Annotated in this window: 25 protein-coding genes; 16 read left to right on the plus strand and 9 right to left on the minus strand. The window is 66.7% G+C overall.

Annotated elements, in window-relative coordinates; all coding sequences use genetic code 11:
• The first annotated feature begins 112 nt into the window (after positions 1–112).
• Positions 113–1,057 carry a LysR family transcriptional regulator gene (locus ACTPOE_RS05315; RefSeq protein WP_458871175.1) on the plus strand — a complete coding sequence of 315 codons (945 nt, stop codon included), beginning with the start codon at positions 113–115 and terminating at the stop codon, positions 1,055–1,057.
• Between the two features lie 40 nt (positions 1,058–1,097).
• Here the strand turns inward: ACTPOE_RS05315 and ACTPOE_RS05320 are convergent, their stop codons facing one another.
• Positions 1,098–1,784 carry a hypothetical protein gene (locus ACTPOE_RS05320; RefSeq protein WP_458871176.1) on the minus strand — a complete coding sequence of 229 codons (687 nt, stop codon included), beginning with the start codon at positions 1,782–1,784 and terminating at the stop codon, positions 1,098–1,100.
• 162 nt (positions 1,785–1,946) lie between these two features.
• Here ACTPOE_RS05320 and ACTPOE_RS05325 point away from each other — a divergent pair, with 162 nt between their 5' ends.
• The 13 genes from ACTPOE_RS05325 to ACTPOE_RS05385 all read left to right on the plus strand — a co-directional run bounded on the left by ACTPOE_RS05325 (position 1,947) and on the right by ACTPOE_RS05385 (position 14,930).
• Positions 1,947–2,567 carry an FMN-binding negative transcriptional regulator gene (locus ACTPOE_RS05325; protein WP_458871177.1) on the plus strand — a complete coding sequence of 207 codons (621 nt, stop codon included), beginning with the start codon at positions 1,947–1,949 and terminating at the stop codon, positions 2,565–2,567.
• Between the two features lie 120 nt (positions 2,568–2,687).
• Positions 2,688–3,389, plus strand: a complete 702-nt coding sequence (locus ACTPOE_RS05330) for a GntR family transcriptional regulator (protein WP_458871178.1) — start codon at positions 2,688–2,690, stop codon at positions 3,387–3,389.
• Positions 3,390–3,578: 189 nt separating this feature from the next.
• Complete coding sequence (locus tag ACTPOE_RS05335; protein ID WP_458871179.1) at positions 3,579–4,328, plus strand: GntR family transcriptional regulator; 750 nt, start codon at positions 3,579–3,581, stop codon at positions 4,326–4,328.
• 10 nt (positions 4,329–4,338) lie between these two features.
• Positions 4,339–5,235: a dihydrodipicolinate synthase family protein gene (locus ACTPOE_RS05340; RefSeq protein ID WP_458871180.1), complete on the plus strand. Its 897-nt coding sequence runs from the start codon at positions 4,339–4,341 to the stop codon at positions 5,233–5,235.
• A gap of 72 nt (positions 5,236–5,307) precedes the next feature.
• Positions 5,308–6,636 carry an NAD(P)/FAD-dependent oxidoreductase gene (locus ACTPOE_RS05345; protein WP_458871181.1) on the plus strand — a complete coding sequence of 443 codons (1,329 nt, stop codon included), beginning with the start codon at positions 5,308–5,310 and terminating at the stop codon, positions 6,634–6,636.
• Between the two features lie 76 nt (positions 6,637–6,712).
• Positions 6,713–7,564, plus strand: a complete 852-nt coding sequence (locus tag ACTPOE_RS05350; RefSeq protein WP_458871182.1) for a glycine betaine ABC transporter substrate-binding protein — start codon at positions 6,713–6,715, stop codon at positions 7,562–7,564.
• A gap of 96 nt (positions 7,565–7,660) precedes the next feature.
• On the plus strand, positions 7,661–8,746 hold the full coding sequence (locus ACTPOE_RS05355; RefSeq protein WP_458871183.1) for a quaternary amine ABC transporter ATP-binding protein: 1,086 nt from the start codon (positions 7,661–7,663) through the stop codon (positions 8,744–8,746).
• A 22-nt stretch (positions 8,747–8,768) separates the two neighbouring features.
• Positions 8,769–9,623: an ABC transporter permease gene (locus tag ACTPOE_RS05360; RefSeq protein ID WP_458871184.1), complete on the plus strand. Its 855-nt coding sequence runs from the start codon at positions 8,769–8,771 to the stop codon at positions 9,621–9,623.
• Positions 9,620–10,468: an ABC transporter permease gene (locus ACTPOE_RS05365; RefSeq protein WP_458871185.1), complete on the plus strand. Its 849-nt coding sequence runs from the start codon at positions 9,620–9,622 to the stop codon at positions 10,466–10,468. The genes ACTPOE_RS05360 and ACTPOE_RS05365 overlap by 4 nt, the downstream gene beginning before the upstream one ends.
• Before the next feature lie 63 nt (positions 10,469–10,531).
• The gene (locus tag ACTPOE_RS05370) at positions 10,532–12,013 is read left to right on the plus strand and encodes an aldehyde dehydrogenase (protein ID WP_458871186.1); all 1,482 of its coding nucleotides are present in this window, start codon (positions 10,532–10,534) and stop codon (positions 12,011–12,013) included.
• 123 nt (positions 12,014–12,136) lie between these two features.
• Complete coding sequence (locus tag ACTPOE_RS05375) at positions 12,137–13,909, plus strand: ribonucleoside triphosphate reductase (RefSeq protein WP_458871187.1); 1,773 nt, start codon at positions 12,137–12,139, stop codon at positions 13,907–13,909.
• 43 nt (positions 13,910–13,952) lie between these two features.
• Positions 13,953–14,135 (plus strand): anaerobic ribonucleoside-triphosphate reductase, encoded by a 183-nt coding sequence (nrdD, locus tag ACTPOE_RS05380; protein ID WP_458871188.1) that lies wholly within the window; start codon positions 13,953–13,955, stop codon positions 14,133–14,135.
• 39 nt (positions 14,136–14,174) lie between these two features.
• Positions 14,175–14,930: an anaerobic ribonucleoside-triphosphate reductase activating protein gene (locus ACTPOE_RS05385; RefSeq protein WP_458871189.1), complete on the plus strand. Its 756-nt coding sequence runs from the start codon at positions 14,175–14,177 to the stop codon at positions 14,928–14,930.
• A 67-nt stretch (positions 14,931–14,997) separates the two neighbouring features.
• Here the strand turns inward: ACTPOE_RS05385 and ACTPOE_RS05390 are convergent, their stop codons facing one another.
• From ACTPOE_RS05390 to ACTPOE_RS05410, 5 genes are all read right to left on the minus strand, one after another.
• Positions 14,998–15,591 carry a sarcosine oxidase subunit gamma gene (locus ACTPOE_RS05390; RefSeq protein ID WP_458871190.1) on the minus strand — a complete coding sequence of 198 codons (594 nt, stop codon included), beginning with the start codon at positions 15,589–15,591 and terminating at the stop codon, positions 14,998–15,000.
• On the minus strand, positions 15,581–18,580 hold the full coding sequence (locus ACTPOE_RS05395; protein WP_458871191.1) for a sarcosine oxidase subunit alpha family protein: 3,000 nt from the start codon (positions 18,578–18,580) through the stop codon (positions 15,581–15,583). Before ACTPOE_RS05395 ends, ACTPOE_RS05390 begins: the two co-directional genes overlap by 11 nt.
• Positions 18,577–18,852, minus strand: a complete 276-nt coding sequence (locus tag ACTPOE_RS05400; protein ID WP_458871192.1) for a sarcosine oxidase subunit delta — start codon at positions 18,850–18,852, stop codon at positions 18,577–18,579. The genes ACTPOE_RS05395 and ACTPOE_RS05400 overlap by 4 nt, the downstream gene beginning before the upstream one ends.
• Before the next feature lie 9 nt (positions 18,853–18,861).
• Positions 18,862–20,109, minus strand: coding sequence for a sarcosine oxidase subunit beta family protein (locus tag ACTPOE_RS05405; protein ID WP_458871193.1), 1,248 nt, complete (start codon positions 20,107–20,109; stop codon positions 18,862–18,864).
• 120 nt (positions 20,110–20,229) lie between these two features.
• Entirely contained in the window at positions 20,230–21,282 is a 1,053-nt protein-coding gene (locus ACTPOE_RS05410; protein WP_458871194.1) for a GlxA family transcriptional regulator, read from the minus strand.
• A 146-nt stretch (positions 21,283–21,428) separates the two neighbouring features.
• On the opposite strand from ACTPOE_RS05410, the gene purU reads away from it, so the two are divergent.
• Positions 21,429–22,319, plus strand: coding sequence for a formyltetrahydrofolate deformylase (gene purU / locus ACTPOE_RS05415; RefSeq protein WP_458871195.1), 891 nt, complete (start codon positions 21,429–21,431; stop codon positions 22,317–22,319).
• Between the two features lie 56 nt (positions 22,320–22,375).
• Here the strand turns inward: purU and folE2 are convergent, their stop codons facing one another.
• Positions 22,376–23,206 carry a GTP cyclohydrolase FolE2 gene (folE2, locus tag ACTPOE_RS05420; protein WP_458871196.1) on the minus strand — a complete coding sequence of 277 codons (831 nt, stop codon included), beginning with the start codon at positions 23,204–23,206 and terminating at the stop codon, positions 22,376–22,378.
• A gap of 291 nt (positions 23,207–23,497) precedes the next feature.
• On the opposite strand from folE2, the gene glyA reads away from it, so the two are divergent.
• Positions 23,498–24,751: a serine hydroxymethyltransferase gene (gene glyA, locus ACTPOE_RS05425; RefSeq protein ID WP_458871197.1), complete on the plus strand. Its 1,254-nt coding sequence runs from the start codon at positions 23,498–23,500 to the stop codon at positions 24,749–24,751.
• Positions 24,752–24,769: 18 nt separating this feature from the next.
• Here glyA and ubiT read toward each other — a convergent pair whose 3' ends face one another.
• Positions 24,770–25,285, minus strand: a complete 516-nt coding sequence (gene ubiT / locus ACTPOE_RS05430; RefSeq protein WP_458871198.1) for a ubiquinone anaerobic biosynthesis accessory factor UbiT — start codon at positions 25,283–25,285, stop codon at positions 24,770–24,772.
• A gap of 38 nt (positions 25,286–25,323) precedes the next feature.
• Positions 25,324–26,277: a ubiquinone anaerobic biosynthesis protein UbiV gene (ubiV, locus tag ACTPOE_RS05435; RefSeq protein ID WP_458871199.1), complete on the minus strand. Its 954-nt coding sequence runs from the start codon at positions 26,275–26,277 to the stop codon at positions 25,324–25,326.
• Positions 26,278–26,294: the final 17 nt, after the last annotated feature.

Here is a 26,294-nt window from a genome sequence, read left to right on the forward strand (position 1 = left end):
CTCCGGATGACAGGTTGCGTGTTCGTGACGGTTTCCATCTTAGAGAGCCCATTGCATCCGATAAATAGACTTCCAACGACATCAGTGATTAGATAAACTTGACAATATGCCCATGGAACCCTCGCTCCTCCCTGCCCTGGCCTGGTTCGTCCGCGTCGCGCGCCACCGCAGTTTCACCAAGGCCGCCCTGGAAATGGACGTCTCGCGCGCCGCGCTGTCGCAGCACCTGAAGGCGCTCGAACAGCGCCTGAACGTGCGTCTGCTGAACCGCACCACGCGCAACATGTCGCTCACGGAAGAAGGCCAGCGTCTGTTCGACACCCTGCGGCCGGCCCTGGCCGCGATCGAACGCGCCGTGGCGGAATCGGGCGAGGCCCAGGCCGAGCCGGCGGGACTGATCCGGATCAACACCTCGCGCATCGCCGCCCGGCTGCTGCTGGAGCCGCGCCTGGACGAATTCCTTGCCCGCCATCCCCGGGTGCGCCTGGAACTGGTGATGGACGACGGCTTCTCCAACATCGTGGCCGAAGGCATGGACGCCGGCATCCGGCTGGGGGAAAGCCTGGCCGAGCACATGGTCGCCGTGCCCGTCACGCCCCGGCTGCGGATGGCCATCGTCGGCAGCCCGGCGTATTTCGAGCGCCACGGCCTGCCCGTCACGCCCGCCGACCTGATGCGGCACAATTGCCTGCCCTACCGCTTCACCTCCAGCGGCGCCATCGACCGCTGGACCTTCGCCGCGCCCGGCGCCCGGGACGATTCCTTCGTCTTCGAGCCCCAGGGCAACGCCGTATTCAACGACGTCGACAGCATGCTGCATGCCACCTTGCGGGGCGTAGGGCTGATGCAGCACCTGGACCTGTGCGTCGCCCCCCATCTGGCCGACGGCTCGCTGGTGCGCGTCCTGGAACCCTGGTGCAGGCCCTTTCCCGGCTTCTTCCTCTACGTGCCGTCGCGCGCGCAGATGCCCGCCAAGATTCGGGCGCTGGTCGATTTCCTGGTCGAGCAGCGCAAGCGCTTCGAACGCGAAGCGAAGGGCCGGGCGTCAGGCGCGTGAGCGCCCGCGCGGCCGATTCCGCCGGACGAAGGCCGCCCGCTCACTGCCGTCCCAGCCCCTGCAACAACTGCCCCAGCTCCGGCGGCAGCTGCGTCGGCTGCGCCGGCAGGTTCAGGCTTCCCGGGGCGGGCGGCGTGGCCGCCAACCGCTCCACGCGGAACTGCTTTTCATAGGCCAGCAGGCCCAGGCCTTTTTCTTCCAGCGCATCCAGCGCCTGCCGCGCGCCGTCCGGCGACTGCCCGGCCGCCGCCTGCAGCAGCACGGCCATCCGGCCCAGGGTGCGCGTCAGTTCCCGCACCTCGGGCTGCTTGCCCAGAACCCCCTGGCCCGAACGATTCCGTCCCTGTTCGTCGCGGTAGGACACGGCATAGACGGCGCCCGCGCGGCCGGCCACCGTCTCGCGGGCGCCGGTCGGCTCGATGCGGGTCAGCGAGCGGATCATGTCGGGCCCCGCCTGGATCGCGGCGCCGCCCAGCAGCCGGACCACCGCGTCCCCGTCCATGACCAGCGGCCGGCCGCCGGCCCGCATCACCGAATACAGCTTGCCGTCGCGCATCAGCAGGTAGCCCTGGGCGACGCCCGAAATATCGACCCGCGCGTCCGGCCCGTCGAAGGACACCGTCAGCGTCCGGTCGCCCGCCCGCACGGTCGCCACGCCCGCCGCCAGGACGCAGGCCGGAACGATCCAGCCCCAGGCCGCCAGCAGCCATCCGAACCAGCGCATCATGTTTCCGCCCTCCATCGAATCCATCCGGGTGGATCACACGATAGCCGGTTTGACCGCCGCCGCACAGGCGCGGACACGGTCCATGTGTGTCAGGATCTTGCCCTTTCAGCCGCGCAGGATGAAGATGACGGACACTTTTCTTCCGATGGATCCGACCCGACCATGTACCTGCCCGATCATTTCGCCGAAACCCGGCCCGAGGCACTGGCCCGCATCATCCGCGAACACCCGCTGGGCGTGCTGATCACGCACGACACCGAGGGCCTGGACGCCAATCACATCCCGTTCGAATTCGATCCCGGCGCGGGCGCGCACGGCCTGCTCACGGCGCACGTGGCCCGTGCGAATCCCGTCTGGCAACGCTGTGCCCCGGGCTGTCCGGTGCTGGTCGTGTTCCGCGGCGCCGAAGGCTATGTCTCGCCCAACTGGTATCCCAGCAAGCACGAGACGCACCGCCAGGTACCCACCTGGAACTACGAGGTGGTGCACGCGCACGGCCTGCTCACCGTACGCGACGACGAGCGCTTCGTCCGCGGGATGGTCGGGCGGCTGACGCGCCGGCACGAAGCCGGCGAGGCCCGGCCCTGGAAGATGTCGGACTCCGCGCCCGAATTCATCGATGACATGCTGAGCCGGATCGTGGGCATCGAGATCGCCATCACCTCGCTGGCCGGCAAGCGCAAGCTCAGCCAGAACAAGGACACCCGCGACCGCCTGGGGGCCGCCGAGGCGCTGGATACGCGGGGCCATGCCGAACTGGCGCGACACATGCGCGAGGCATAGCCGTCGGCGCGTACTGGGCCCGAGCGGGAGCCAGCTTACAATGACCGCCCGACATTCATTGAATACACCCGGATGCGCACCCTGGCGGAAACCGCCGCTGCCGGCCGCCGGATACCCGACATGACCCAGGCGAAATCCGCGAAGAACGCCAAAGCGCAACTGTTCGAAGACCTCAAGCACCAGATCCTGACGATGGAACTGGGCCCGGACGAGGACCTGGACGAGGTTGCGCTGTGCGAACGCTATGGCCTGTCGCGCACCCCCGTGCGCGAGGTCTTCCGCCGCCTGAGCGGCGAAGGGTACGTGGATATCCGCGAAAATCGCGGAGCCCGCGTCTCGCCGATGAATCACTCGACGCTGAGACACTTCTTCCTGGTAGCGCCGATGATCTACGCGGCGGTGGGCCGGCTGGCGGTGCGGCACTTCACCGCCCGCCAGCTGGCCGACCTGAAGGAAACCCAGGCGCAGCTTCGCCAAGCGTGCCTGGCCGGTGACATCCAGGCCATGGTCCTGAAGAACAACCGCTTCCATGAAATCATGGGCGAGATGTCCGGCAACGTGTACCTGCAGACCAGCCTGAACCGCCTGCTGATCGATCACGCCCGCATCGGCCGCACTTTCTATCAGCCGCACGACGAGGACACGGCCAGGCGCCGCCAGTCATCCATCGACCACCACGACCAGTTCATCGACGCGCTCGTCGCACGCGACGAGGAGGCCATCGCGCGGCTGTCCTACGAACACATGGAACTCTCGCGCGAGCACATGGAACTGTTCATCATGCCGCCGGGGCTGAAACCGGAACCGCCGCAGTCGCTTTGACCCTGCCGGCCTGACCGGCCCGCCGCACAGGGCCGTCGCCTCCTCCTCTCCCGTCCCTCATCCGCGGCTCCCCCGCCGAGCTCGCGGTCGCGCCGTCATGTCTCTTCAAAAAATGTATTTGACCAGAATCCATTTATTACTATAATAAAATACAAATTGAATACATGATAAATACGGACGAGACAAACTATGGAGAACTCCCGGTCCAGGGGTTCGGGATCCTCGGCGGCGCCAGGAAAAGGCAGCAATAAATCCAGGCTCTTCGAAGACCTCAAGCACCAGATACTCACCTTGCAGCTGGGTCCCGACGAAGACCTGGACGAGCCAGGCCTGTGCGAACGCTACAGCCTGTCCCGCACCCCCGTGCGCGAGGTCTTCCGCCGCCTGAGTGGCGAGGGCTACGTCTATATCCGCGAGCACTGCGGCGCGCGCGTCTCGCCCATGAACCACGCCACCCTGAGGCACTTCTTCCTGGCGGCGCCGATGATCTACGCCGCAACCGGCCGCCTGGCGGCGCATCACTTCACACCGACCCAGCTCGCCCGGCTCAGGGACACCCAGGAACAGTTCCGGCAGGCCTGCGCGGTGGGCGACATGACCGCCACGGTCCTGCGCAACAACCAGTTCCACGAAATCATCGGCGAAATGTCGGGGAACCTTTACCTGCAGGCCAGCCTGAACCGCCTGCTGGTCGACCACGCCCGCATCGGCCATACGTTCTACCAGTCGCACGACGCCAGCCAGTCCGGGCGCCGGGAACTGGCCATCTCGCAGCACGACCAGTTCATCGACGCCATCGCGACCCGTGACGAGGAAGCCATCGTCCGAATCACCTTCGAGCACTGGGAGCTGTCGCGCCAGAACATGGAAATGTTCATCACGCCCGCCGGACTCAGCCCGGATACGCCGCACGAAGGTGCGGAAACCCTGTCGATATAGGAGCAATCGAATGTTCGAAGGCATCTACACCCCCGTCATCACCCCCCACAAGGCCGACGGTCGGATCAACAAGGCGGCGTTCGCCGAACTGATCGAATCCCTGGTCGACGCCGGCGTGCACGGTCTCGTCGTCGCCGGCTCGACCGGCGAATACTACGCGCAGACGACGCAGGAACGGATCGACCTTGCCACCTACGCCAAGGAAGTCATCGGCACCCGCGTGCCGCTGATCATCGGCACGGGCGCCACGCGCACCGAGGAATCCATCGAATACGCCAAGGCCGCCCGGGCCCTGGGCGCGGACGCGGTCCTGGTGGGCTCGCCCCCCTACGCCCTGCCCTTGGAATCGGAAAACGCCAACCACGCGCTGGCGATCGACCGGGCCGCGGACCTGCCCATCATGCTCTACAACTACCCGGGCCGCATGGGCGTGCACATGGGCGCGGATTATCTGGCCCGGGTGACACGGTCGAAGAACGTCCGGGCGATCAAGGAAAGTTCCGGCGACATCAATCGCCTCCATCTGCTGGCCAATCAATTCCCGCAGATCGAGATGTCCTGCGGCTGGGACGACCAGGCGCTGGAATTCTTCGCCTGGGGCGCGCGCAGCTGGGTCTGCGCGGGCTCCAACTTCCTGGCGCGCGAACACGTAGCCCTGTACCGGGCCTGCGTGCTGGAAAACGACTTCGACAAGGGCCGCAGGATCATGGGGGCCATGATGCCCTTCATGAACTTCCTGGACGCGGGCAAGTTCGTGCAATCGATCAAATACGGCTGCGAACTGAGTGGGCTGGCGGCAGGGCCGGCGCGCGCGCCGCTCCAGGCGCTGGACGAAGAGGAAAAGGCTCGATTCCAGGCCATCGTCACCGAACTGAAGCGCGTGATCGCCGACATCGCCGGAGCATGACATGAAGGTCACACACCCGAGCCGGTCCGCATCGCCGGGCGCCATCCAATCCACCCCATCGGATAAAGCGCAATGAGCCGGACCACCATTCGCCAGCCGGTCGAAACCGGCCTGTCGGGCTGGGCCGCCATCGCGCCCCGGCGATTCCCCGTACGCACCCTTGAAGACGACCAGACGGCCGACTGGCTGATCATCGGCGCCGGCTTCGGCGGCCTATCGGCCGCGCGGCGGCTGCGCCAGCTGCGTCCCGAGGACAGGATCGTCGTGCTCGACGCCCAGGAGATCGCCATCGGCGCCTCGGGCCGCAATTCGGGCTTCATGATCGACGTGCCCCACAACCTGACGTCCGGCAACTACTCCGTCGGCGGCGCGGCGTCCAGCCAACTGGAGATCCGCCAGAATCGCATGGCCATCGCCTTCGCCTCCGGGGCCGCGGAGGAATACGGCATGCCGGTCACCACCTTCGATCCCTCGGGCAAAATCAACGCCGCCGCCACGGAACGAGGCCTGAAACTGAACCGCGCCTTTGCCGACTCGTTGCGGCAGATCGGAGAGCCCAGCGAAACCCTGGACGCCGCCCAGATGCGCGAGATCACCGGCACCGGCTACTACCTGGGGGGCGTCCATACCCCGGGCGCGGTGATGATCCAGCCCGCCGACTACATCCGGCGTCTGGCCGAAGGACTGGCTGGCGGCGTCGACCTGTTCGAACATTCTCCCGTGCTGTCGCTCGCCCGCAAGGGTCCGGTCTGGGAGGCGGTCTCGACCCGGGGCAGCGTCCAGGCTCCGCGCGTCATCCTGGCCGTCAACGGCCACGTCGAGAGCTTCGGGCATTTCCGGCATCGCCTGATCCACGTCTACACCTACGCATCCATGACGGCCGCGTTCCCGGCCGGCGCCGGCGGCGCCGACCGCTGGGCGCTGCTGCCCGCCGACCCCATGGGCGCCACGCTGCGCAAGATCACCCGCGATGGACAATCGCGGATCGTTGTCCGGACACACTTCACCTACAACCCGGACATCCGGGTATCCGGACGGCAGGTGGCGGACATCGCCGCCCGGCAGCGGCGCTCCTTCGACAAACGGTTTCCCGCCCTGAAGGACGTTTCCATGGAATTCAGCTGGGCGGGGGCGCTGTGCCTGAGCACGAACCATGCACCCGCTTTCGGGGAAATCGAGCCGGGACTTTACTCCGCCTGCTGCGAGAACGGACTGGGCACGGTCAAGAGCACCCTGGCCGGCATGATGGCTGCGGAGCTGGCGACCGATACGGACAGTGAGTCCTTGCGGCAATTCCAGCGGCAACCGCCGCCGCCCCGCCTGCCGCCGCAGCCAATCGCCTGGCTGGGCATCAATGCCGTCATCCGATGGCACCAGTTGCGTGCCGGCCGGGAGGGCTGACCTCCCGCCGACGCAAGCACCCGGGCCGGTCTGCGGCCCGGACACCGAAGTACACCACTACATCAGGAGACACCACATGAAACTGTTCAACAAACTGCTCTGCGCCGCCGTCATGACCGGCGCCATGGCTTCTTCCGCCTATGCCGCCAAAGGCACCATCACCATGGGCAGCATGTCCTGGGAAGACCTGACCCCCATCACCTACGTCACAAAAAACATCCTGGAAAAGGCCGGCTACGAAGTCAAGGTGACCGAATTCTCCGAAATCGGCATCGCCTACGCCGCGCTGGTCAAAGGCGACGTGCAGTTCATGGCCTCGCAGATCGACTACGCCGCCCAGGACTACTGGAACCGCAACAAGAACCGGCTGGAAAAGCTGTCCCCCGTGTCCTACGGCCTGTACCAGGCGGTCGCTGTGCCCAAATACGTGACGATCGATTCCATGGAGCAGCTCAACGAGAACGCCGACAAGTTCGGCGGCAAGATCGTCGGCATCGAGCCCGGCTCCGGACTGATGCGCGACGCCGCCTCGGCCGTCAAAGCCTACGACCTGAAGCTCAAGCTGATCGACGGCAGCACGGCCGGCATGACCGCCGCCTTGAAGTCCGCCGTGGACCGCAAGGAATGGATCGCCGTGACGTTGTGGGAACCGACCTGGATGATGGTCAAGTACGACATGAAGTTCCTGAAGGACCCCAAGAACGTCTTCCCCGGCCCCCAGGCCTACTACTGGATCGGCAAGAAGGGCTACGCTGAAGCCAACCCCGAAGTGCGCGAAATACTGGCGGGCATCTACCTGCCCCTGAGCGCCATCGGCGACATCAACGTCGGCATGAACGACGGCCAGACGGTGCAGCAAGCCAGCGACGCCTGGATCGCCAAGAACGCAGACCTCGTCAAGCGCTGGGAAAACATCAAGAAGTATTGATCGCCCCCGGACTCCGGCATCGCCCCGCAAAGCCGGAGTCCGGTCAAGAAAAGAGAAACCACTTGTGCACACGCTGCGCAACCGGAGGAGCTCCGCATGACCACAAGCACCATCCAGTCCGAAGAAATCCTGGTCGACTGCCAGCAGATCTGGAAAATATTCGGCGAACAGGCGCCCGCGGCGATGCAAGCCATCACCACCCAGGGTTTGTCCAAACGCGACGTCCTGCAAAAATTCGGCTGCACGGTCGGCGTGTCGGGCGTGAGCCTGCAAGTCAGGCGCGGCGAGATTTTCTGCATCATGGGCCTGTCCGGCAGCGGGAAATCGACCCTGATCCGCCTGCTGAACCGGCTCATCAGCCCCACCCAGGGCCGGGTCCTGGTCAAAGGCAAAGATCTGGCCACACTGGACGCCGCCGGATTGCGCGACATGCGCGCGCACCACATCGGCATGGTGTTTCAGAGCGTCGCTCTGCTGCCCCAGCGCACCGTGCTGGAAAACACCGCTTTCGGTCTGGAAGTCCAGGGCGTCCCCAAGGAAAAGCGCAACAAGACAGCGGCGGAAGCCCTGGAAAAAGTCGGCCTGTCCGACTGGCAAAACCACTATCCCGACGAACTGTCCGGCGGCATGCAGCAGCGCGTCGGACTGGCGCGCGCCATCGCCTCCGATCCCGAGATCATCCTGATGGACGAGCCGTTCAGCGCGCTCGACCCCTTGATCCGGCGGCAGTTGCAGGATGAATTCCGCACGCTGACCAAGCAGTTGGGCAAATCAGCCGCCTTCATCACGCACGACCTGGAAGAAGCCATCCGCATCGGCGACCGCATCGCCATCATGAAGGACGGCGTCATCATCCAGACGGGGACCGCCGAGGAAATCGTCCGCAATCCCGCCGACGACTACGTGGCGGAATTCGTGGCTGGCATCTCGCGGCTGCATCTCGTCAAAGCCCGCTCCATCATGCGCCCGGTCGCCGAATTCCGCGCCTCGCATCCGGACGTCTCCGTCGGGGCCCTGCCGAGCGCCACATCCGAAACCGACATCGCCGAGCTGATCACGCTGTCCACCCGCAAGGACCTGGACGCAGTGGCCATCATGGACGACAGCGGCCCGATCGGCATCGTCTCGCCCCGCGATCTGCTCAACGGCATCCAGGGCAACGAACAGCCCGCCGCGCGCTGAGTCCTCCCAAGGAACGTATCTCATGAACGATACCGGTCTGATCTCTGCGTTCGACGCATGGATGGAGGACGCGCTGGCCCGCCTGACGGACAACTCCAGCCAGGTCTTCACCGCCATTCAAAACGGTCTGGAGGGCTTCAACGACGCCATTCTGTGGGTCTTGAACCTGGCGCCGTTCTACATCGTAGCGATGGTGGTCGGCCTGCTGGGCTGGCGGCTCGTCGGCCGGCGCTTCGGGGTCATGTCCGCAGCCGCCCTGGTGGTCTGCCAGATGATGAATCTATGGCCCGAAACCACCGCCACGCTGGCGCTGGTCATCGCCGCCACCTTGCTGGCGCTGCTGCTGGCGATCCCGGCGGGCATCCTGAGCGGCTATGTCCGCGGGATGAGCCACGTTGCCGAACCCCTGCTGGACCTGCTGCAGACCCTGCCCCCGTACATCTACCTGCTGCCCGGGATCGCGCTGCTGGGCTACGGCCCGGCGACCGCGCTGGTCGCCACCCTGATCGTGGCGTTTCCCCCGGCCTTCCGCCTGGCGGCGCTCGGCATGCGGATGGCACCCGTCGAATATCTCGAACTGGGCATGGCCACCGGCATGACGCGCTGGCAGATGTTCACCAAGATCCGGCTGCCGTTCGCCCTGCCCAGCATCATGGCCGGCATCAACCAGAGCCTGATGATAGCCTTCGGCATGGTCGTCATCGCCGGCATCGTCGGCTCCGGCGGCCTGGGCCAGACCATCTACGACGCGATCCGCAAGCTCGACATCGCCAAGTCCATCGACGCGGCGCTGGCCATCGTCATCCTGACCATGATCCTGGACCGGCTCAGCCAGAGCGCCGGCCCCTCCAGCCCCAAAAAAGGGAGAAAAGCATGAGCTCGATCCTGCCGACCTTCTCACCCGGCGCCTGGCTGACCCCGGCGGTGGATTGGCTGAACGTCCATTGGCATCCCCTGTTCGCCTTCATCAGCGATGTCATCCAGTTCGTGCTGAACGGCCTGACCGCGCTCCTGATGGTTCTGCCGCCGTGGGCGCTGATCCTCGTCAGCACCGCGCTCGTCCTGCGGCTGCTGGGCCTGCGCCCCGCCGTCATCACGGCCCTGACTCAGGGGTTCTGCTGGGGCGTGGGCCTGTGGCCCGAAGCCATCCAGACGATCACCCTCGTCACGGTGGCCGTGGTCCTGTCCGTGTCCATCGCCTTTCCGCTGGGTGTGCTGGCGGCTCGCCGCCCAGCTCTGGAAGCCATTCTGCGTCCCCTCCTGGACATCATGCAGACCGTGCCGCCCTGGGTGTATCTGATCCCGGCCGTGATCCTGTTCAGCCTCGGCAGCGTCCCAGCCATCATCGCCACCATCGTCTACGGCATCCCGCCGATGCTGCGCCTGACCACCCTGGCCTTCAAGCAGATCCCGAACGACCTGCTGGAACTGGGCCAGGCGCTGGGCGCGCCGCCACGCACCATCCTGCTCAAGATCGAAATCCCGGCCGCCATGCCCACGCTGCTGGTCGGCCTGAACCAATGCATCCTGCTGTCGCTGGCGATGGTGGTCCTGGCCGGCCTGGTCGGATCGGGTGGCCTGGGCGCGGAAGTCACCCGCGGCCTGACGCGCATGGAAATGGGCCTGGGGCTGCGCGCCGGCCTGGCCATCGTCGCGGTGGCGCTGCTGATGGACCGGCTGTCCAAGGCGGCGCTGGGCGGCAAGGAAAAGGCCCGGGCATGACGCCTCTCGAGCCCGCCGAGGCCATCCCCCGTGCTCCATCGTTCATCAACCACGAGAGTTCCCATGTCCAATTTCCTCACCACGGCTGAATATCACCAAATCGCAGCGGGGCTGACGCTACCGCGACACGCTTTCATCGATGGCGTGTTCCGCCCGGCGCTCTCGGGCCGGACCTTCGCCACGACCAATCCCGCCACCGGCGAAGCGTTGACGGACATCGCCGCCTGCGGCGCCGAAGACGTGGACCTGGCCGTCACCGCCGCGCGCGCCGCGTTCGAGGACGGCCGCTGGTCGCGCATCCACCCGCGCGAGCGCAAGGAAACCCTGCTGCGCCTGGCGCGCCTGATGGAAACGCACGCCCGCGAACTGGCCGTGCTGGAAAGCATCGACAGCGGCAAGACCATCTTCGACTGTGAGACCGTGGACGTGCCGGAAACCATTCACGTGCTCAAATGGCACGCCGAATTGATCGACAAGATCTACGACCAGGTCGCCCCCGCCTCGGACAGCCATATCGCCATGGTGGTGCGCGAGCCCGTCGGCGTCGTCGGCCTGGTGCTGCCCTGGAACTTTCCCCTGCTGATGCTGGCCTGGAAAATCGGCCCCGCCCTGGCCTCCGGCTGCTCGGTCGTCATGAAGCCCGCGGGCGAGACGACCCTGACGGCGCTGCGCGTGGCCGAACTGGCGGTCGAAGCCGGACTGCCCGCCGGGGTGCTGAACATCGTGACGGGCTCCGGCGCCGAAGTGGGTGAGCCGCTGGGCAAACATCCCGACGTGGACATGGTCAGCTTCACCGGCTCGACGGCGACCGGGCGGCGCTTCCTGAATTATTCCTCCGCCAGCAATCTCAAAGAAGTCGTGCTGGAACTGGGCGGCAAGAATCCCTGCGTCGTCCTGGACGACGCCGAAGACCTGGACGCCGTGGCGGCGCACGTCGTCAACGGTGCTTTCTGGAACATGGGGGAAAACTGCTCGGCCGCTTCCCGGTTGATCGTGCAGCGCGGCATCAAGGACCGCCTGCTCGAGCGGGTCAAGGCCGAGGCCGCGAACTGGCTCGTGGGCGATCCGCTGGATCCCGCCGTGCGCGTGGGCGCCCTGGTGTCGAAGGCGCACTTCCAGAAAGTCGGTTCCTACCTGGAAGCGACCCGGACGGAAAAGGTTCTGATGGGCGGCAGGATCGTATCCGAAGGCTTCGTCGAACCCACCATCGTCGAAACCCGGCGCGATTCCAGGCTGGCCGTCGAAGAAATCTTCGGCCCCATCCTGAGCGTGATCCCGGTCGACAGCTTCGAGGAGGCGATCGCGGTCGCCAATGACACCGATTATGGTCTGGCCGCCTCGATTTTCTCGGCCAACGGCAAGCGGGCGATCCGGGGCGCGCGGATGCTGCGCGCGGGCACCGTCACCGTCAACAGCTTCGGTGAAGGCGACATCTCCACGCCCTTCGGTGGCTACAAGCAGTCGGGCTTCGGCGGACGCGACAACTCCATCCACGCGCACGACCAATACACCCAGCTCAAGACGATCTGGATCGACCTGTCGTAACGCCACGCTCAGCGCCTGTTCTTGACCCTCATCAAGGCTATCGAAAAAAGTCTCCGGATTGCTTGATACCACCATATATTGTGTTTACGATTCACATACACACAATATGTAGAGGCATTCCGGATGACTTTCACCCAGCCCCAGAGCCCGGCCGACCGTCCCGTCCCCAATGTGGACGTGATCCGCTCCATCGACGAATACCTGCGCCAGCAGGACTGGCGCGTCAACGCCAACGCCAACCAGGGCTATTCTCTGGGCGGCCTGATCCTGAACACCTCGGGCAAGATGATCGCCAACTACTGGCTCAGCCACGTCTACCCCGAGTCCATCGGCCAGGCCCATCGACAGGCCGACCTGCACATCCACGATCTGGACATGCTGTCGGGCTACTGCGCCGGCTGGTCGCTGCGCACGCTGCTCAACGAGGGCCTCAACGGCGTTCCCGGCAAGGTCGAGGCCGTCGCGCCGCGCCACATGTCCAGCGCGGTCGGCCAGATCGTCAACTTCCTCGGCACGCTGCAGAACGAATGGGCCGGCGCCCAGGCCTTCAGTTCCTTCGACACCTACATGGCCCCCTTCATCCGCAAGGACGCCATGCCCTACGCCGAAGTGCGGCAATGCATCCAGGAACTGATCTACAACCTGAACGTGCCCTCGCGTTGGGGCACGCAGACGCCCTTCACCAACCTGACCTTCGACTGGGTCTGCCCGGAGGACCTGCGCGACCAGGTACCGCTGATCGGCGGCGAGGAAATGCCCTTCACCTACGGCGAGCTGCAGGCCGAGATGGACATGATCAACCGCGCCTACATCGAGGTCATGATGGCCGGCGACGCGCGCGGCCGCGCCTTCACCTTTCCCATCCCCACCTACAACATCACGCCCGACTTCGACTGGCACAGCCCCAACGCCGAACGGCTGTTCGAGATGACCGCCAAGTACGGCCTGCCCTACTTCCAGAACTTCATCAATTCGGAACTCAAGCCGAACATGATCCGGTCCATGTGCTGCCGCCTGCAGCTGGACCTGCGCGAACTGCTCAAGCGCGGCAACGGCCTGTTCGGCTCAGCCGAACAGACGGGATCGCTGGGCGTGGTGACGATCAACTGCGGGCGCCTGGGCTATCTGCACGCCGGCGACGAGGCCGGCCTGATGGCCCGCCTGGACGAACTGCTGGAACTGGGCCGCGACAGCCTGGAAATCAAGCGTCGCGTGATCCAGGAACACATGGACAACGGCCTGTTCCCGTACACGCGCCGCTACCTGGGCACCCTGCGCAACCACTTCTCCACGCTGGGCGTCAACGGCATCAACGAGATGATCCGCAACTTCACGGCCGACGAGCACGACCTGACCAGCCCCTGGGGCCATGCCTTCGCGGTGCGCCTGCTGGATCACGTGCGCGCCCGCATGGTCGAATTCCAGGAAGCCACCGGCCACATGTACAACCTGGAAGCCACCCCAGCCGAAGGCACGACCTACCGCTTCGCCAAGGAAGACCGCGCCCGCTGGCCCGACATCCTGCAGGCCGGCACGCCGGACATGCCCTACTACACCAACTCGTCCCAGTTGCCGGTCGGCTTCACCGACGATCCCTTCGAAGCGCTGGAGCGCCAGGACGAACTGCAGCGCAAATACACCGGCGGCACCGTGCTGCACCTGTACATGACCGAACCGCTGTCCTCGGCCGACGCCTGCCGCGAACTGGTGCGCCGCACGCTCGGCCGCTTCTCGCTGCCCTACATCACGGTCACGCCGACCTTTTCCATCTGCCCCAGGCACGGCTACCTGCCGGGCAAGCACGAATTCTGCCCGCACTGCGACGACGAACTCATCGCCCGCAAACAGCGGACGGCGCTCCATGCCGATATGGTCCCGCACGAAGCGGCGGCCTGATCCGCCCTCCTTTTTCCCCCTCAACTCGAACAGGAGCATCACCATGAACCAAATCCCCCTCACCCTGAACGACGCCGAACGCCAGCCCTGCGAAATCTGGACCCGCGTCATGGGCTACCACCGTCCCATGTCGTCCTTCAACATCGGCAAGAAAGGCGAATTCCACGAACGCCGCTTCTTCGTCGAACGCCATACCGGCCAGGCGCCCGCCCGCCAGGCCGCCTGACGCGATCATGCGGCGCCCCCCAGGGGCGCCTCCCTCGACATGCAAACAACGCTGCTCCCGCCGGACCGCATCCGCGCCCGACGATCCCCCATCCCCCGCCTGAAGATCGGCGGACTGGTGCCCTTCACCGCCACGGACTACCCCGGGCTGCTGGCGGCCGTCCTCTTCGTGCAGGGCTGCCCCTGGCGCTGCGGCTATTGCCACAATCCGCACCTGCAGCCGCGCACAGCCGACAGCCCGCTGGACTGGAACGAGGTCATGGCCTTCCTGCGCCGCCGCGTCGGACTGATCGACGGCGTGGTCTTCAGCGGCGGAGAACCCACCATGGACCCTGGCCTGGGCATCGCGATCCGCGAGGCCCGCGCCCTGGGCTACCGCATCGGCCTGCACACCGGCGGCACCCACCCGCGCCGCCTGGCCCAGGTGCTGCAGGACGTCGACTGGGTCGGACTCGACATCAAGGCCGGTTTCCAGGACTACGCCCGCGTCACGCAAGTGGCCGGCAGCGGCGAACCCGCCCGCGCCAGCCTGCGGGCCGTGCTGGACAGCGGCGTCGATTTCGAATGCCGCACCACCGCCCACCCCGACCTGATCGACGCGGACGGCCTGGTGGCGCTGGGCCGCACGCTGGCGAGCCAGGGCGTGCGGCGCTACGCGGTCCAGGTGTTCCGTCCGCAGGGCTGCGCCGACGAGGCCCTGAATGCACGCGGCCAGTCCTTGCGGGACTGGCCGGGCGCGGCCGCGCGGGATGCGTTGGCTGCGTTATTCGAACGCTTTGAATTGCGGCGCGGCTGAGAGGCCGCAGGCGGCTCGGATTCGCCAGGCATCGGGGGCGTGCGCAGGGGCTCGCCGATGCCTGGGCTCAAGACTGCATCGCGTCCAGCAGCATGCGCACGGCGTAGTCCGCGAAACTGCGCCGCACGATCAGTTCCCAGCCATCCCCTTGCTCGTCCAGAGGACGCAGCAGCACGCTCGTCTTGAAGAAATGGGACTGGGCGCACTGGCCGAGCGTCAGAGCCCGCGGATGCAGGTCCAGCGGGCAGCCCGCATTCAACACGTCGCGCGTCCCCGGCCCGTGCAGCTGCACCACCGAATAGCCGCTGGTCTGGTCCGTGACGGCGAACTCATGCCCCGCCAGCGTCTGTTCCACACGCGCGGGCAGGTCGGCCGGACCGTCGGATGACGCCCGCAGCAGCCATTCGTCAGGCCCCAGCCACAGCGCCATCATGTCCCGGCCCCGCGCCACGGTATTGGGCGCGACCGGCAGTTCCAGCCCCAGGCCGGCGCGCAGAGCATCCAGGATCGCCCCGGAGCCCGGATCGACGCGCAGATTCGCCAGACCGACCAGGGGCAGTTCGTTCAGGAGGACGCGCCCTTCGGCGCGATGCCGCAGCGGCTGGCCGAAGTCGGCCCACAAGCCCGCCAGCGGGGTCTGCTGTTTGATTTCACTCGACATTCTGACGGGCTCCTTCGGGATCATAGAACACGGGACTGCAGACGCGCGCCGGCATGAACCGGCCGTCGGCCGTGGCGACGGTGACGGTCTGTCCGATCCGCTCCTGGCCGTCCTTCAGCAGGGCCAGGGCGATCGAGCGGCCCAGGATCGGGCTCATGTAGCTGGAGGTCACGTGGCCGAACATGGGCGCGACGGCGGCCTGAGTGGGGCCTTGCAGGATCTGGCCGCCTTCGGGCAGGACGCAGGCCGGATCGTCGGCCAGCAGGCCGACGAACTGCTTGCGCCCGGCGCTTCGCGTGTCGCTGCGCATGAGCGACCGCTTGCCCAGGCAGTCCTTGGTCTTGGCGACCATCCCGCCCATGCCCAGGTCCACGGGTGTGACGGAACCGTCGGTATCCTGGCCGACGATGATGTAACCTTTCTCGCCGCGCAGCACGTGCATGGTCTCGGTGCCGTACGGCGTGATGCCGTAGGGCTCGCCGGCCCGCATCAGCCGCTCCACGACGTGGCGCCCCATGTTGGCCGGCATATAGATTTCGTAGGACAGCTCGCCGGAAAAGCTGACCCGCAGCACGCGGGCGAACACCCCGTCGATGGAGCCTTCCCGGAAGCTCATGAAGGGAAAGGCCTCGTTGCCGAAATCGATGTCCTGACACACGGCGCTCAGCACCTTGCGCGCCTGCGGACCCGCCACGGTGGCGACGGCGTACTGGTCGGTCACCGAGGTCAGGTAGACCCGCAGGTCCGGCCATTCCGTCTGCAGCCAGCGCTCCATCCAGCTCATGATGCGCGCGGCGCCGCTGGTGGTGGTGGTCAGCAGGAAGTGGTCCTCGGCCAGCCGGATGCTGACGCCATCGTCCATGACCATGCCGTTCTCGTCGAGCAGCAGGCCGTAGCGGCAGCGGCCGGGCTGCAGCTTGGTCCAGGAATTGATGTACAGGCGGTTGAGGAACTCCACCGCGTCGGGACCGCGCACATCGATCTTGCCCAGCGTGCTGTAGTCCAGCAGGCCGACGGTGTTGCGCACGGCCAGGCATTCGCGCCGCACAGCGGCGTGCATGTCCTCGCCTGGCTTCGGGTAGTAGTGGGCGCGCTTCCAGTTGCCCACGTCCTCAAAGACCGCGCCCTGCTCCACGTTCCAGTCGTGCAGGCAAGTCTTGCGGATCGGATCGAAGCAGTCGCCCAGTTCGCGTCCGGCGATGGCACCGAAGCTCACCGGCGTGTAGTTGGGACGGAAGGTGGTGGTGCCGGTCTCGGGAATGCTCTGCTTGAGCGCCTCGGCCAGCACCGCCATGCCGTTGATGTTGCCCAGCTTGCCCTGATCGGTGCCGAAGCCCATCGCCGTGTAGCGCTTGACGTGCTCCACCGAATGATAGCCTTCGCGCACCGCCAGCAGGATGTCGGACACCGAGACGTCGTTCTGATAGTCGATGAACTGCTTGGGGCCGCGGCTGGCCTGCGGCCCCTTGCCCACCGACCACAAGGGCATCAGGGGGGAAGTCTCCATGAGGCGGGCCGTCCAGGCCGGCGCGTCGATCCGGCGGGCCGTGGCCAGCCCGGCGACCGCCTCCAGGCCGGCTCGCACGCCGCCGTCCAGCGCCGCCTGCAGGCCGAAGTCGCCGTTGGCCGCTCCGGCGCTGCCTTGCGGCTGGGCCGGCTCGCCGGGCACGAAGCAGGACCGCATCTCGCACCAGCGCGGCTTGCCGCGCGACTGCGCGTACAGGTGGACCACCGGATTCCAGCCGCCGGACATCGCCAGCAGGTCGCAGGCCAGCGTGTCCGCGCCGTCGGGCAGGCGCGCGCCCAGGCCGCGCAGCCGCACGCCGGCGACGTGCTTGCCGCCGCGCGCCTCGGCGACCACGGCCTGGTGGATCACGGGGATCCCCAGCCGGACCGCCTCGCCTGGCAAGGTGCCCTCGCTCATGACGCGCGGATCGACGATGGTGACCTCGGCGCCCTGGCGCTTGAGGTCGATCGCGCACTGGTAGGCACTGTCATTGTTGGTAAACACCACGGCGCGGCGGCCGGGCAGCACGCCGAACCGGTGAATGTAGGCGGACACGGCGCCGGCCAGCATGACGCCGGGGATGTCGTTGTTGCCAAAGACCAGCGGACGCTCGTGGGCGCCGGTGGCCAGCACGACGTGGCGCGCGCGGATCTTCCAGACGCGCTCGCGCGTGCCTGCGCGCTGCCGGATCGGCAGGTGATCGTGCAGCCGCTCGCAGGCCGTGACCAGATTGTGGTCCTGGTAGCCGAAGGCGGTCGTGCGCATCAGGACCCGCGCGTCCGGCAGCGCGGACAGCTCGACGATGCGCTCGGCCACCCATTCGGACGCCGGCTTGCCGTCGATGATCTCCTCGGTCCACAGCAGGCTGCCGCCGGCCTCGCCGCGGTCATCCACCAGCATGACGCGCGCGCCGCTGCGCGCGGCCGCGCAAGCCGCGGCCAGGCCCGCCGGTCCGGCTCCCACGACCAGCACGTCGCAATGAGCGTGGCGCTTCTCGTAGCGGTCGGGATCCTGCGCGTCGGGCACCGAGCCCAGGCCGGCGGCGTCGCGGATGCGTTCCTCGTACTTGCCCCACCAGCTGCGCGGCCACATGAAGGTCTTGTAGTAGAAGCCGGCCGGAATGAAGCGCGCGAATCGCTGCATGATGGCCATGCGGTCGTGCTCGATGTCGGGCTTGGCGTTCACGCTGGTGGCGCGCAGGCCTTCGTAGAGCTCGACCTCGGTGGCGCGCGCGTTGGGCACGGTGTAGGGGCCGCTTTCCAGTTGCACGATGGCGTTCGGTTCCTCGACGCCGGCGGTCAGGATGCCGCGCGGGCGGTGGTACTTGAAGCTGCGCGCCACGAAGTGCACGCCGTTGGCGAGCAGCGCCGAGGCCAGGGTGTCGCCCTCGAAGCCCGCGTAAGCCTTGCCATTGAAGGTGAAACTCACCGGGACGCCGCGGCGCACTCGCCCCCCCTGGGGCAGACGGCAGGGCTGGTTCATGTTGTCTCCTTGTGCTGGCCGAAGATTTCGTAGCGCTGGAATTCATAGGAACGCGTGTCGCGCTCGGCGATGAACCAGCGGCGGCAGCCATGGGCGTGCACCCACTGCTCGCGGAACAGCCCGAAGGTGTTGCGGCGCATGAAGACGTAGTCGCCCCACTGCCGGTCATCCATCGATTCGTTGTCCACGGGCCGGACGATGCCGGCCTCGCCGCCATAGCTGAATTCGCTCTCGGCGCGATCGCCGCACCAGGGGCATTGGATCTGCAGCATGATGTCTCCTCAGTGGGCCACGGCCGCGGCGCCATGCTCGTCGATCAGGTGGCCGCTGTAGAAGCGGTCGATGGAAAAGGCCTTGTTCAGGGGATGCGGCTCGTCGTGCGCCACCGTGTGGGCGAACACCCAGCCCGAGCCCGGCGTCGCCTTGAAGCCGCCCGTGCCCCAGCCGCAGTTGAAATACAGGCCCTTGATGTCGGTCTTGCCGATGATCGGACAGGCGTCGGGCGAGACGTCGACGATGCCGCCCCATTGGCGGTTCATGCGCACGCGGCCGAGCGACGGGAACATCTCGACGATGGCCTGCAGCGTGTGCTCGATGCTCTGGAAGCTGCCGCGCTGGCCATAGCCCAGGTACTGGTCGATGCCGGCGCCGATCACCAGGTCGCCCTTGTCGGACTGGCTGATGTAGGCGTGCACGGCATTGGACATGATGACGGTGTGGATGCAGGGCTTGACCGGTTCGGACACCAGCGCCTGCAGCGGATGGCTTTCGATGGGCAGGCGGATGCCGGCCATGTCGGCCAGCACGCTGGAATGTCCCGCCACCACCACGGCGACCTTCTTCGCCTTGATGAAGCCCTTGCCGGTGTCCACGCCCTCGACCGCGCCATCCTTCCTGCGGATGTTGGTGACGGGACAGTTCTGGATGATGTGCACGCCCAGCCGGTCGGCGGCGCGGGCGAAGCCCCAGGCCACGGCATCGTGGCGCGCCACGCCGCCGCGCCGCTGGAACGAGCCGCCCAGCACGGGATAGCGGCTGTCCAGATTGATGTTGGGGACGATTTCCTTGACCTGGGCCGGAGTCAGCCATTCGCCGTCGATGCCGTTGTAGCGATTGGCGTTGATGCGCCGCCGGGTGTCGCGCACTTCCTGCAGGGTGTGCGCCAGGTTCATGACCCCGCGCTGGCTAAACATGACATTGTAGTTCAGGTCCTGGGACAGGCCTTCCCAGAGCTGCATGGCCTTTTCGTAGAGCCGCGCGGACTCGTCCCAGAGATAGTTGGAGCGCACGATGGTCGTGTTGCGCGCGGTGTTGCCGCCGCCCAGCCAGCCCTTTTCCAGGACGGCCACGTTGCGCACGCCGTGGACCTTGGCCAGGTAGTACGCGGTGGCCAGCCCGTGGCCGCCGGCGCCGACGATGACGACGTCATATTCTTTCCTGGGCTCCGGGCTGTGCCAGGCCCGACCCCAGTTTTCGTTGTAGCTCAGCCCGTTCCGGATCAGGCTGAAGATGGAGTAGCGGTTGCTCATGGTCTCCTCGCTTGGATGTCTCCGCCCCTCATGCAGGCGGGTCGCATGAAGCGCAGTACACCAAAAGCGGGCGGACCCAGCTAGAATTTTTCCGCCGTACCGTTGGAAGAATCTGGCGGTTCAGAAAAACTCGCGGCGATCGGGGAAAACCTCGCTGACGTAGTCGGCCGCGCCGTCCCGCGCCGTCAGCAGGGCATCGGGCAACTGGGCGCGATCGCGCCAGGCGCTGGGCGACGCACTGAAGGCCGCGCGGAACTCGCGGCCCAGATGCGACGCGTCGGAAAAGCCGCAATCCAGGGCGATGGCGGAAATGGTCTTCTTGGTATGCGTCAGCATCCAGGCCGCCAGGCGCAGGCGCATGCCGCGGGCATAGGCCTGCGGGCTCTGGCCGGTGGCTTCCTTGAAGAGCCGTTCCAGGTGGCGCACGGAAATCCCCAGCCGGCCGGCCAGGTCGCCCAGGCTCAGCGCCCGGCCGACGTGCTGCTCCATGAGCAGCACCGCGCGCCGCACCACCGGATGCGTGGCGGGCTGGGTGCCCGGCGGCAGGGGCTGGGCGGTATTGGCTCGGCCGGCGTCGTCGACCTGCAGAATGCGCAGGGCCTTCTGCACGATCGACCGGTCGATGTGCCGGCCCAGGATCTCGGCGGCCACGTCGATCGAGGCACGCCCGCCGGAACAGGTGATGCGCCGCCGATCGAAGACGTACAGCCGGTCGGCGCACACCTGGCCGGGATCAGTCGCGGGGAAGCGCTCGAGGAAGTCCCAGTAATGGAACCAGCTGACGCAGACGCGGTGCCCTTCGAGCGCGCCGGCCTGCATCAGGGTAAACACGCCGGTGCACAGGCCCACCAGGGTGACGTCCGCGCGCGCGGCCCGGCGGATGAATTCCAGCAGGCCGGGATTGACGGGCGGGCGCGTCAGCAAGCCGCCAACCACCACAAGGTAATCGAAACGGGCCGGATCGCCCAGCGATTCGGAGGGTACGACCTGGATACCGCTGCTGGAACGCACCGGCGTCAGGGTCTCGTCGATCACCTGCCAGGCGCAGCGCATCGGGCGGCTGTGGTCGCCCTCGTCGCCAGCCAGGCGCAGCACGTCGAGCATGCCGGAAAAGGCCGTCAGCGTGAAATGCGGCAGCAGGATGAAGCCGAAGCGCACCGGTCCCTTGTCCATTCGATCCCGTCTCTCCATGCCAGTCGATTCAAGTGCCATGACGTTTCCATTCTAGTCAGATGCGCGGTCCGATGGTGTAGTGGACCCGGAACAGGTGCCGGCGCATCGCACGGCCCCCACGAGTACAGAAAAAAGGAGCGCATCCCATGCAAGTCCCCCCCTCGTCCCCCGCCCCGTCGCCCGACGCGACGCCGTTCTGCCTGACGGTCTCCTGCCCCAGCCAGGCCGGCCAGGTGGCGGCCATCGTGTCCTTCCTGGACCAGCGCCAGGGCTATATCGACGAATTCACGGTCTTCGACGAGAAAAGCACCCGGCGGTTCTTCGTGCGCTGCGTCTTTCACACCGAAGGCCCCCAGGCCCTGGACCGCGCTTCCCTGAACCGGGACTTCGAGGCGTTGGCGCGGCGCTTTTCCATGCACTGGGCGATCCACGATCTTTCCCTGCGTCCCAAGGTGCTGATCCTGGTGTCCAAGCTGGAACATTGCCTGGCCGACCTGCTGTTCCGCACCCGCATGGGGGAACTGCACATGGAAATCACGGCGGTCGCCTCGAACCACGACACCCTGCGCCGCCATGCGGAATCGGCGGGCATCGCGTTCCACCATCTGCCGGTGAACGACGGCAACCGCAAGCAACAGGAAGCGGCCATCCTGGAACTGGCAGACGCGACCGGCGCAGAACTGGTGATCCTGGCCCGCTACATGCAGATCCTGGGCGAGGAGGCCAGCAAGGCGCTGGCCGGCCGCGCGATCAACATCCATCATTCCTTCCTTCCCGGCTTCAAGGGTGCGCGCCCCTATCACCAGGCCTATGAGCGGGGCGTCAAGGTGATCGGCGCCACGGCGCATTTCGTCACGGACGACCTGGACGAAGGCCCCATCATCGAGCAGGTGGTCGAACCCGTCGATCACACGCAGGATCCGGACCGGCTGCTGGCCATCGGCCGCCACCTGGAATGCCAGGCACTCGCCCACGCCGTCAAGATCTACACCGAACGGCGCGTGTTCATCAGCGGACACCGTACCATCGTGCTCTGAGTTCCACGGCGCACGTCCGACGATTGCCACTGGAAGGTTCCGCAGGCCGCGCACGGTCATGCGCGCGGCTGCCCTCGTCCATCGGACACCACCGCGTAGGCGGAGTGGTTGTGGATGGACTCGAAGTTTTCCGCCGTGACCTGGTAGGACGCCACGCCGGGCAGGCGCTGCAGCATCACGGCCACGTCGCGCACCAGGTCCTCGACGAATTTCGGGTTCTCGTAGGCGCGCTCGGTGACGAATTTCTCGTCGGCGCGCTTGAGCAGCCCCCACAGTTCGCACGAGGCCTGGGATTCCACGCCGCGGATCAGCGCGTCCAGATCGACGGCCTGGGGCGCATCGTATTCCAGGTCCACGGTGACATGCGAACGCTGGTTGTGGGCGCCGTATTCCGAGATCGCCTTCGAGCAGGGGCACAGGCTGGTCACCGACACCTGGACGGACAGGGAAAAGCGCGGCGCCTCGCCCCGGCGCGCGCGCACGGACCAGCGGACCTGATAGTCCATCAGGCTGCGCACGCCGGACACCGGCGCGGGCTTTTCGATGAAATAAGGGAAACCGGCCGCGACATCGCCCGCGTCGGCGTGCAGCAGGTCCCGCATGGACTGCGCCAGGGCGCACAGGGTCGCGGGCGTCATCGGCTGGGCGCGATGCGATTCCAGCAGGGCGATGAAGCGCGACATGTGCGTGCCCTTTTCGTCGGCCGGCAGCGCCACGGTCATTTCCCAATCGGCGACGGTCGCCTGGGGCTGGCCGGCGCCGGCCGACACCAGCAGGGGGTGGCGCACGCCGCGCACGCCCACCCGCTGGATGGCGATCCGGCGCGTGTCCGGGCCGCTTTGCACGTCCGGCAAGGCGGTGGCCAATGGGTCCACGAGAATATTCATGCGTCGGCTCCGGTCCGGGCCTCCATGGGGGAAGCATGAAACGCAGTACATCAAAAGCGGATGGGTCCGGCTAGAATTTTTCCGCCACACAGCAGGAAAGTTCCGACAGCGTGGCGGACTCGAGGCGAAGTCATTCGCGTCCCATCACTATGGCGGGAACGTACATGCCGAAAATCCCACCTTCCCTAGAATCGACCTCTGGCCGGACGCGTGCCGGGCATTTCCGCCTGAAGCCTTCAGGAGCTACGCGCGCCCCGTTCCATCACGCAGGATTCCAGTCAGGGAGACATCATGTTTACAGGGAAAGAACGAATCGCGGGCTTCGATGACGAGTTGTGGGCAGCGATCGAGGCGGAGAGCCGCCGCCAGGAGCAGCACATCGAGTTGATCGCGTCGGAGAACTACACCAGTCCGCGGGTCATGCAGGCCCAGGGCACCAAGCTGACCAACAAGTACGCCGAGGGCTACCCCGGCAAGCGCTACTACGGCGGCTGCGAGCACGTGGACGTGGTGGAGCAACTGGCCATCGACCGCACCTGCGCGCTGTTCGGCGCGGACTGGGCCAACGTCCAGCCCCATTCCGGCTCCCAGGCCAACGCCGCGGTCTACCTGGCCCTGCTGCAGCCCGGCGACACGCTGCTGGGCATGAGCCTGGCCCACGGCGGCCACCTGACCCATGGGGCCAAGGTCAGTTCCTCGGGCCGGCTCTATCACGCCGTCCAGTACGGCCTGGACGCGAACGACCTGATCGACTACGACGAAGTCGAACACCTGGCCATGGAACACCAGCCGAAGATGATCGTGGCCGGCTTCTCCGCCTATTCGCAAGTCCTGGATTTCGCACGTTTCCGCGCGATCGCCGACAAGGCGGGCGCACTGTTCATGGTGGACATGGCCCACTTCGCCGGCCTGGTGGCGGCGGGCCTCTACCCCAACCCCGTGCCCCACGCCGACGTGGTGACGACCACCACGCACAAGACTTTGCGCGGCCCGCGCGGCGGCCTGATCATGGGCCGCGCCAACCCCGAGATTCAGAAGAAGATCCAGTCGGCCGTGTTCCCCGGCGCCCAGGGCGGTCCGCTGATGCACGTCATCGCGGCCAAGGCCGTGGCCCTGAAGGAGGCCATGCAGCCCGAATTCCGCGCCTACCAGCAGCAGGTCCTGAACAACGCCAGGGCCATGGCCGAGGTCTTCGTCGCCAACGGACTACGCATCGTCTCGGGCGGCACGCACGACCACCTGTTCCTGGTGGACCTGTCGGCCAAGGGCATCACCGGCAAGGCCGCCGACGCGGCGCTGGGCGCCGCCCACATCACGGTCAACAAGAACGCCGTGCCCAACGATCCGCAGCCCCCCTTCGTGACCAGCGGCATCCGCATCGGTTCGCCCGCCATCACGACACGCGGCTTCAAGGAAGAACAGGCACGCCAACTGGCCGGCTGGATCTGCGAGATCCTGGACGATCCGGAAAACGCGGAAACGATCACCCGTGTCCGCCAGCAGGTTATCGATCTGTGCGCCCGATTTCCGGTCTACCGCGACTGAGCCCTGGCCGGCGGCCCCTCAGCGGGGCGTGACGCCCACGCGCCCCGAGGCCGAGGCCGGCCACAGCCGGCCGCGCACGGCGGCCAGCGTGTCGCGCAGCACGGCGCGCGGCTGGAACACCGCCATGTCGATGGAATCCAGCGTGTTCTTCACCATCAGGCCCAGTTCCGTATCGCCCTCGATCACCAGGCGGCGGCTGAAGAACAGCGTGTCGGGGTCTTCCCGGCGCTGCAGCAGGCAATGGAAATCCCAGGCGTCGGCGCGGAAGGTCAGATCGGGTTCGGCGACGTCGTGCCGCGCCGCCCGGAAGGCGCCGTCGCGCCAGGTATAGTCGAAACGCAGTCCCGCGTCCGCCACGTGGATGCGCAGGGAACGGCCTTCCAGCATGTGCAGGGTGTCGGGGTGCAGGTGACGGGCCAGCACCAGATTCAGCCCGGTGACGAACAGCACCGAGCCCGGATAGCGGGGCAGGCGTCCGAGCACCCGGGCGAAGGGTTCGGGAATGCGGTAGGCGGGGGTCGAGGGATTTTGCATGGTCGGACTCACGTGAGGAATTGGAAAACGGCGGGGCGTCAGGCGGCGCTGCGCGCCTTGACCCCCGGAGTCCGCGCATCCGGGGCCTGCGACACGACGACCTCGCCAGGCGTCACCATGTCCAGGCCGGCGCGGCCGTGCCAGTAGCCGTTGCAGGGACCGGCCGGCATCAGGGGCACCAGCCGCCGGTGCGCCTCGTCGGCCGGTTCGCGGCCGTCGAGCACGGCGCGGAAGGCCGCCACGACCTGATCCATGTGCTGCGACTGGGGGCTGAGCCGGATCACGTCCACGCCCAGATCGCGCAGTTCGTCCAGCACGTGGATCAGCGTGTAGACCAGCGCCGACTGGGTCTGGATGCCGTTGATCGTCAGGAAGGCCTGGGATTCCTTGGTTTCCAGCAGCAGGCCGTCGGGATGGTCCATGCAGACGTACTGACAGTTGTCCTTGGGGAAATTGCGGTTGCGGGCCGTGAAGCAGCGCGCGGAGAAAGCCAGAGGCATGCGGCCGTAGGCGAAGACCTCGGTCTGCAGGCCGGCGGGCCGGTCCCGCTGCAGCTGCGCCAAGCCGTCGCGGCCCATTTCCAGCGGCATGACCCAGCGCGCGGCACCCTGGCCGGCGATGACGTCCAGGGTGGGCTTGCTGTAGATGTTGAGGAACGGCCCTCCGATGAACGGCCGGCCCTTCATCTGCTGGACGGCCCCCATGTCGTTGGCCTCGACGCCGTAGCGCTCGTTCTCGACGATCTTGCGCAGGGTGTTCAGATCGTTGCCCGATTCCAGCAGGACCTGGGTGGACAGCACGGGCGTCTTGCCGGCCCCGGCCAGCATGTCGGCAACCTCGATCCAGTCGGGCAGGCGCAGTTCGTGGCGGCGCGAACAGACGGTTTCCCCCAGATAGACGATATCCACCGGCCAGTCGCACACGGCGGCGTAGAACTCCAGGGTGGTGACGCGGGGCCAGTAGTATTGCAGGGGGCCCAGGGCGATTTTCATGACGGTGTTTCCTTGTG

The sequence above is a fragment of the Castellaniella sp. WN genome (genome assembly GCF_054457555.1).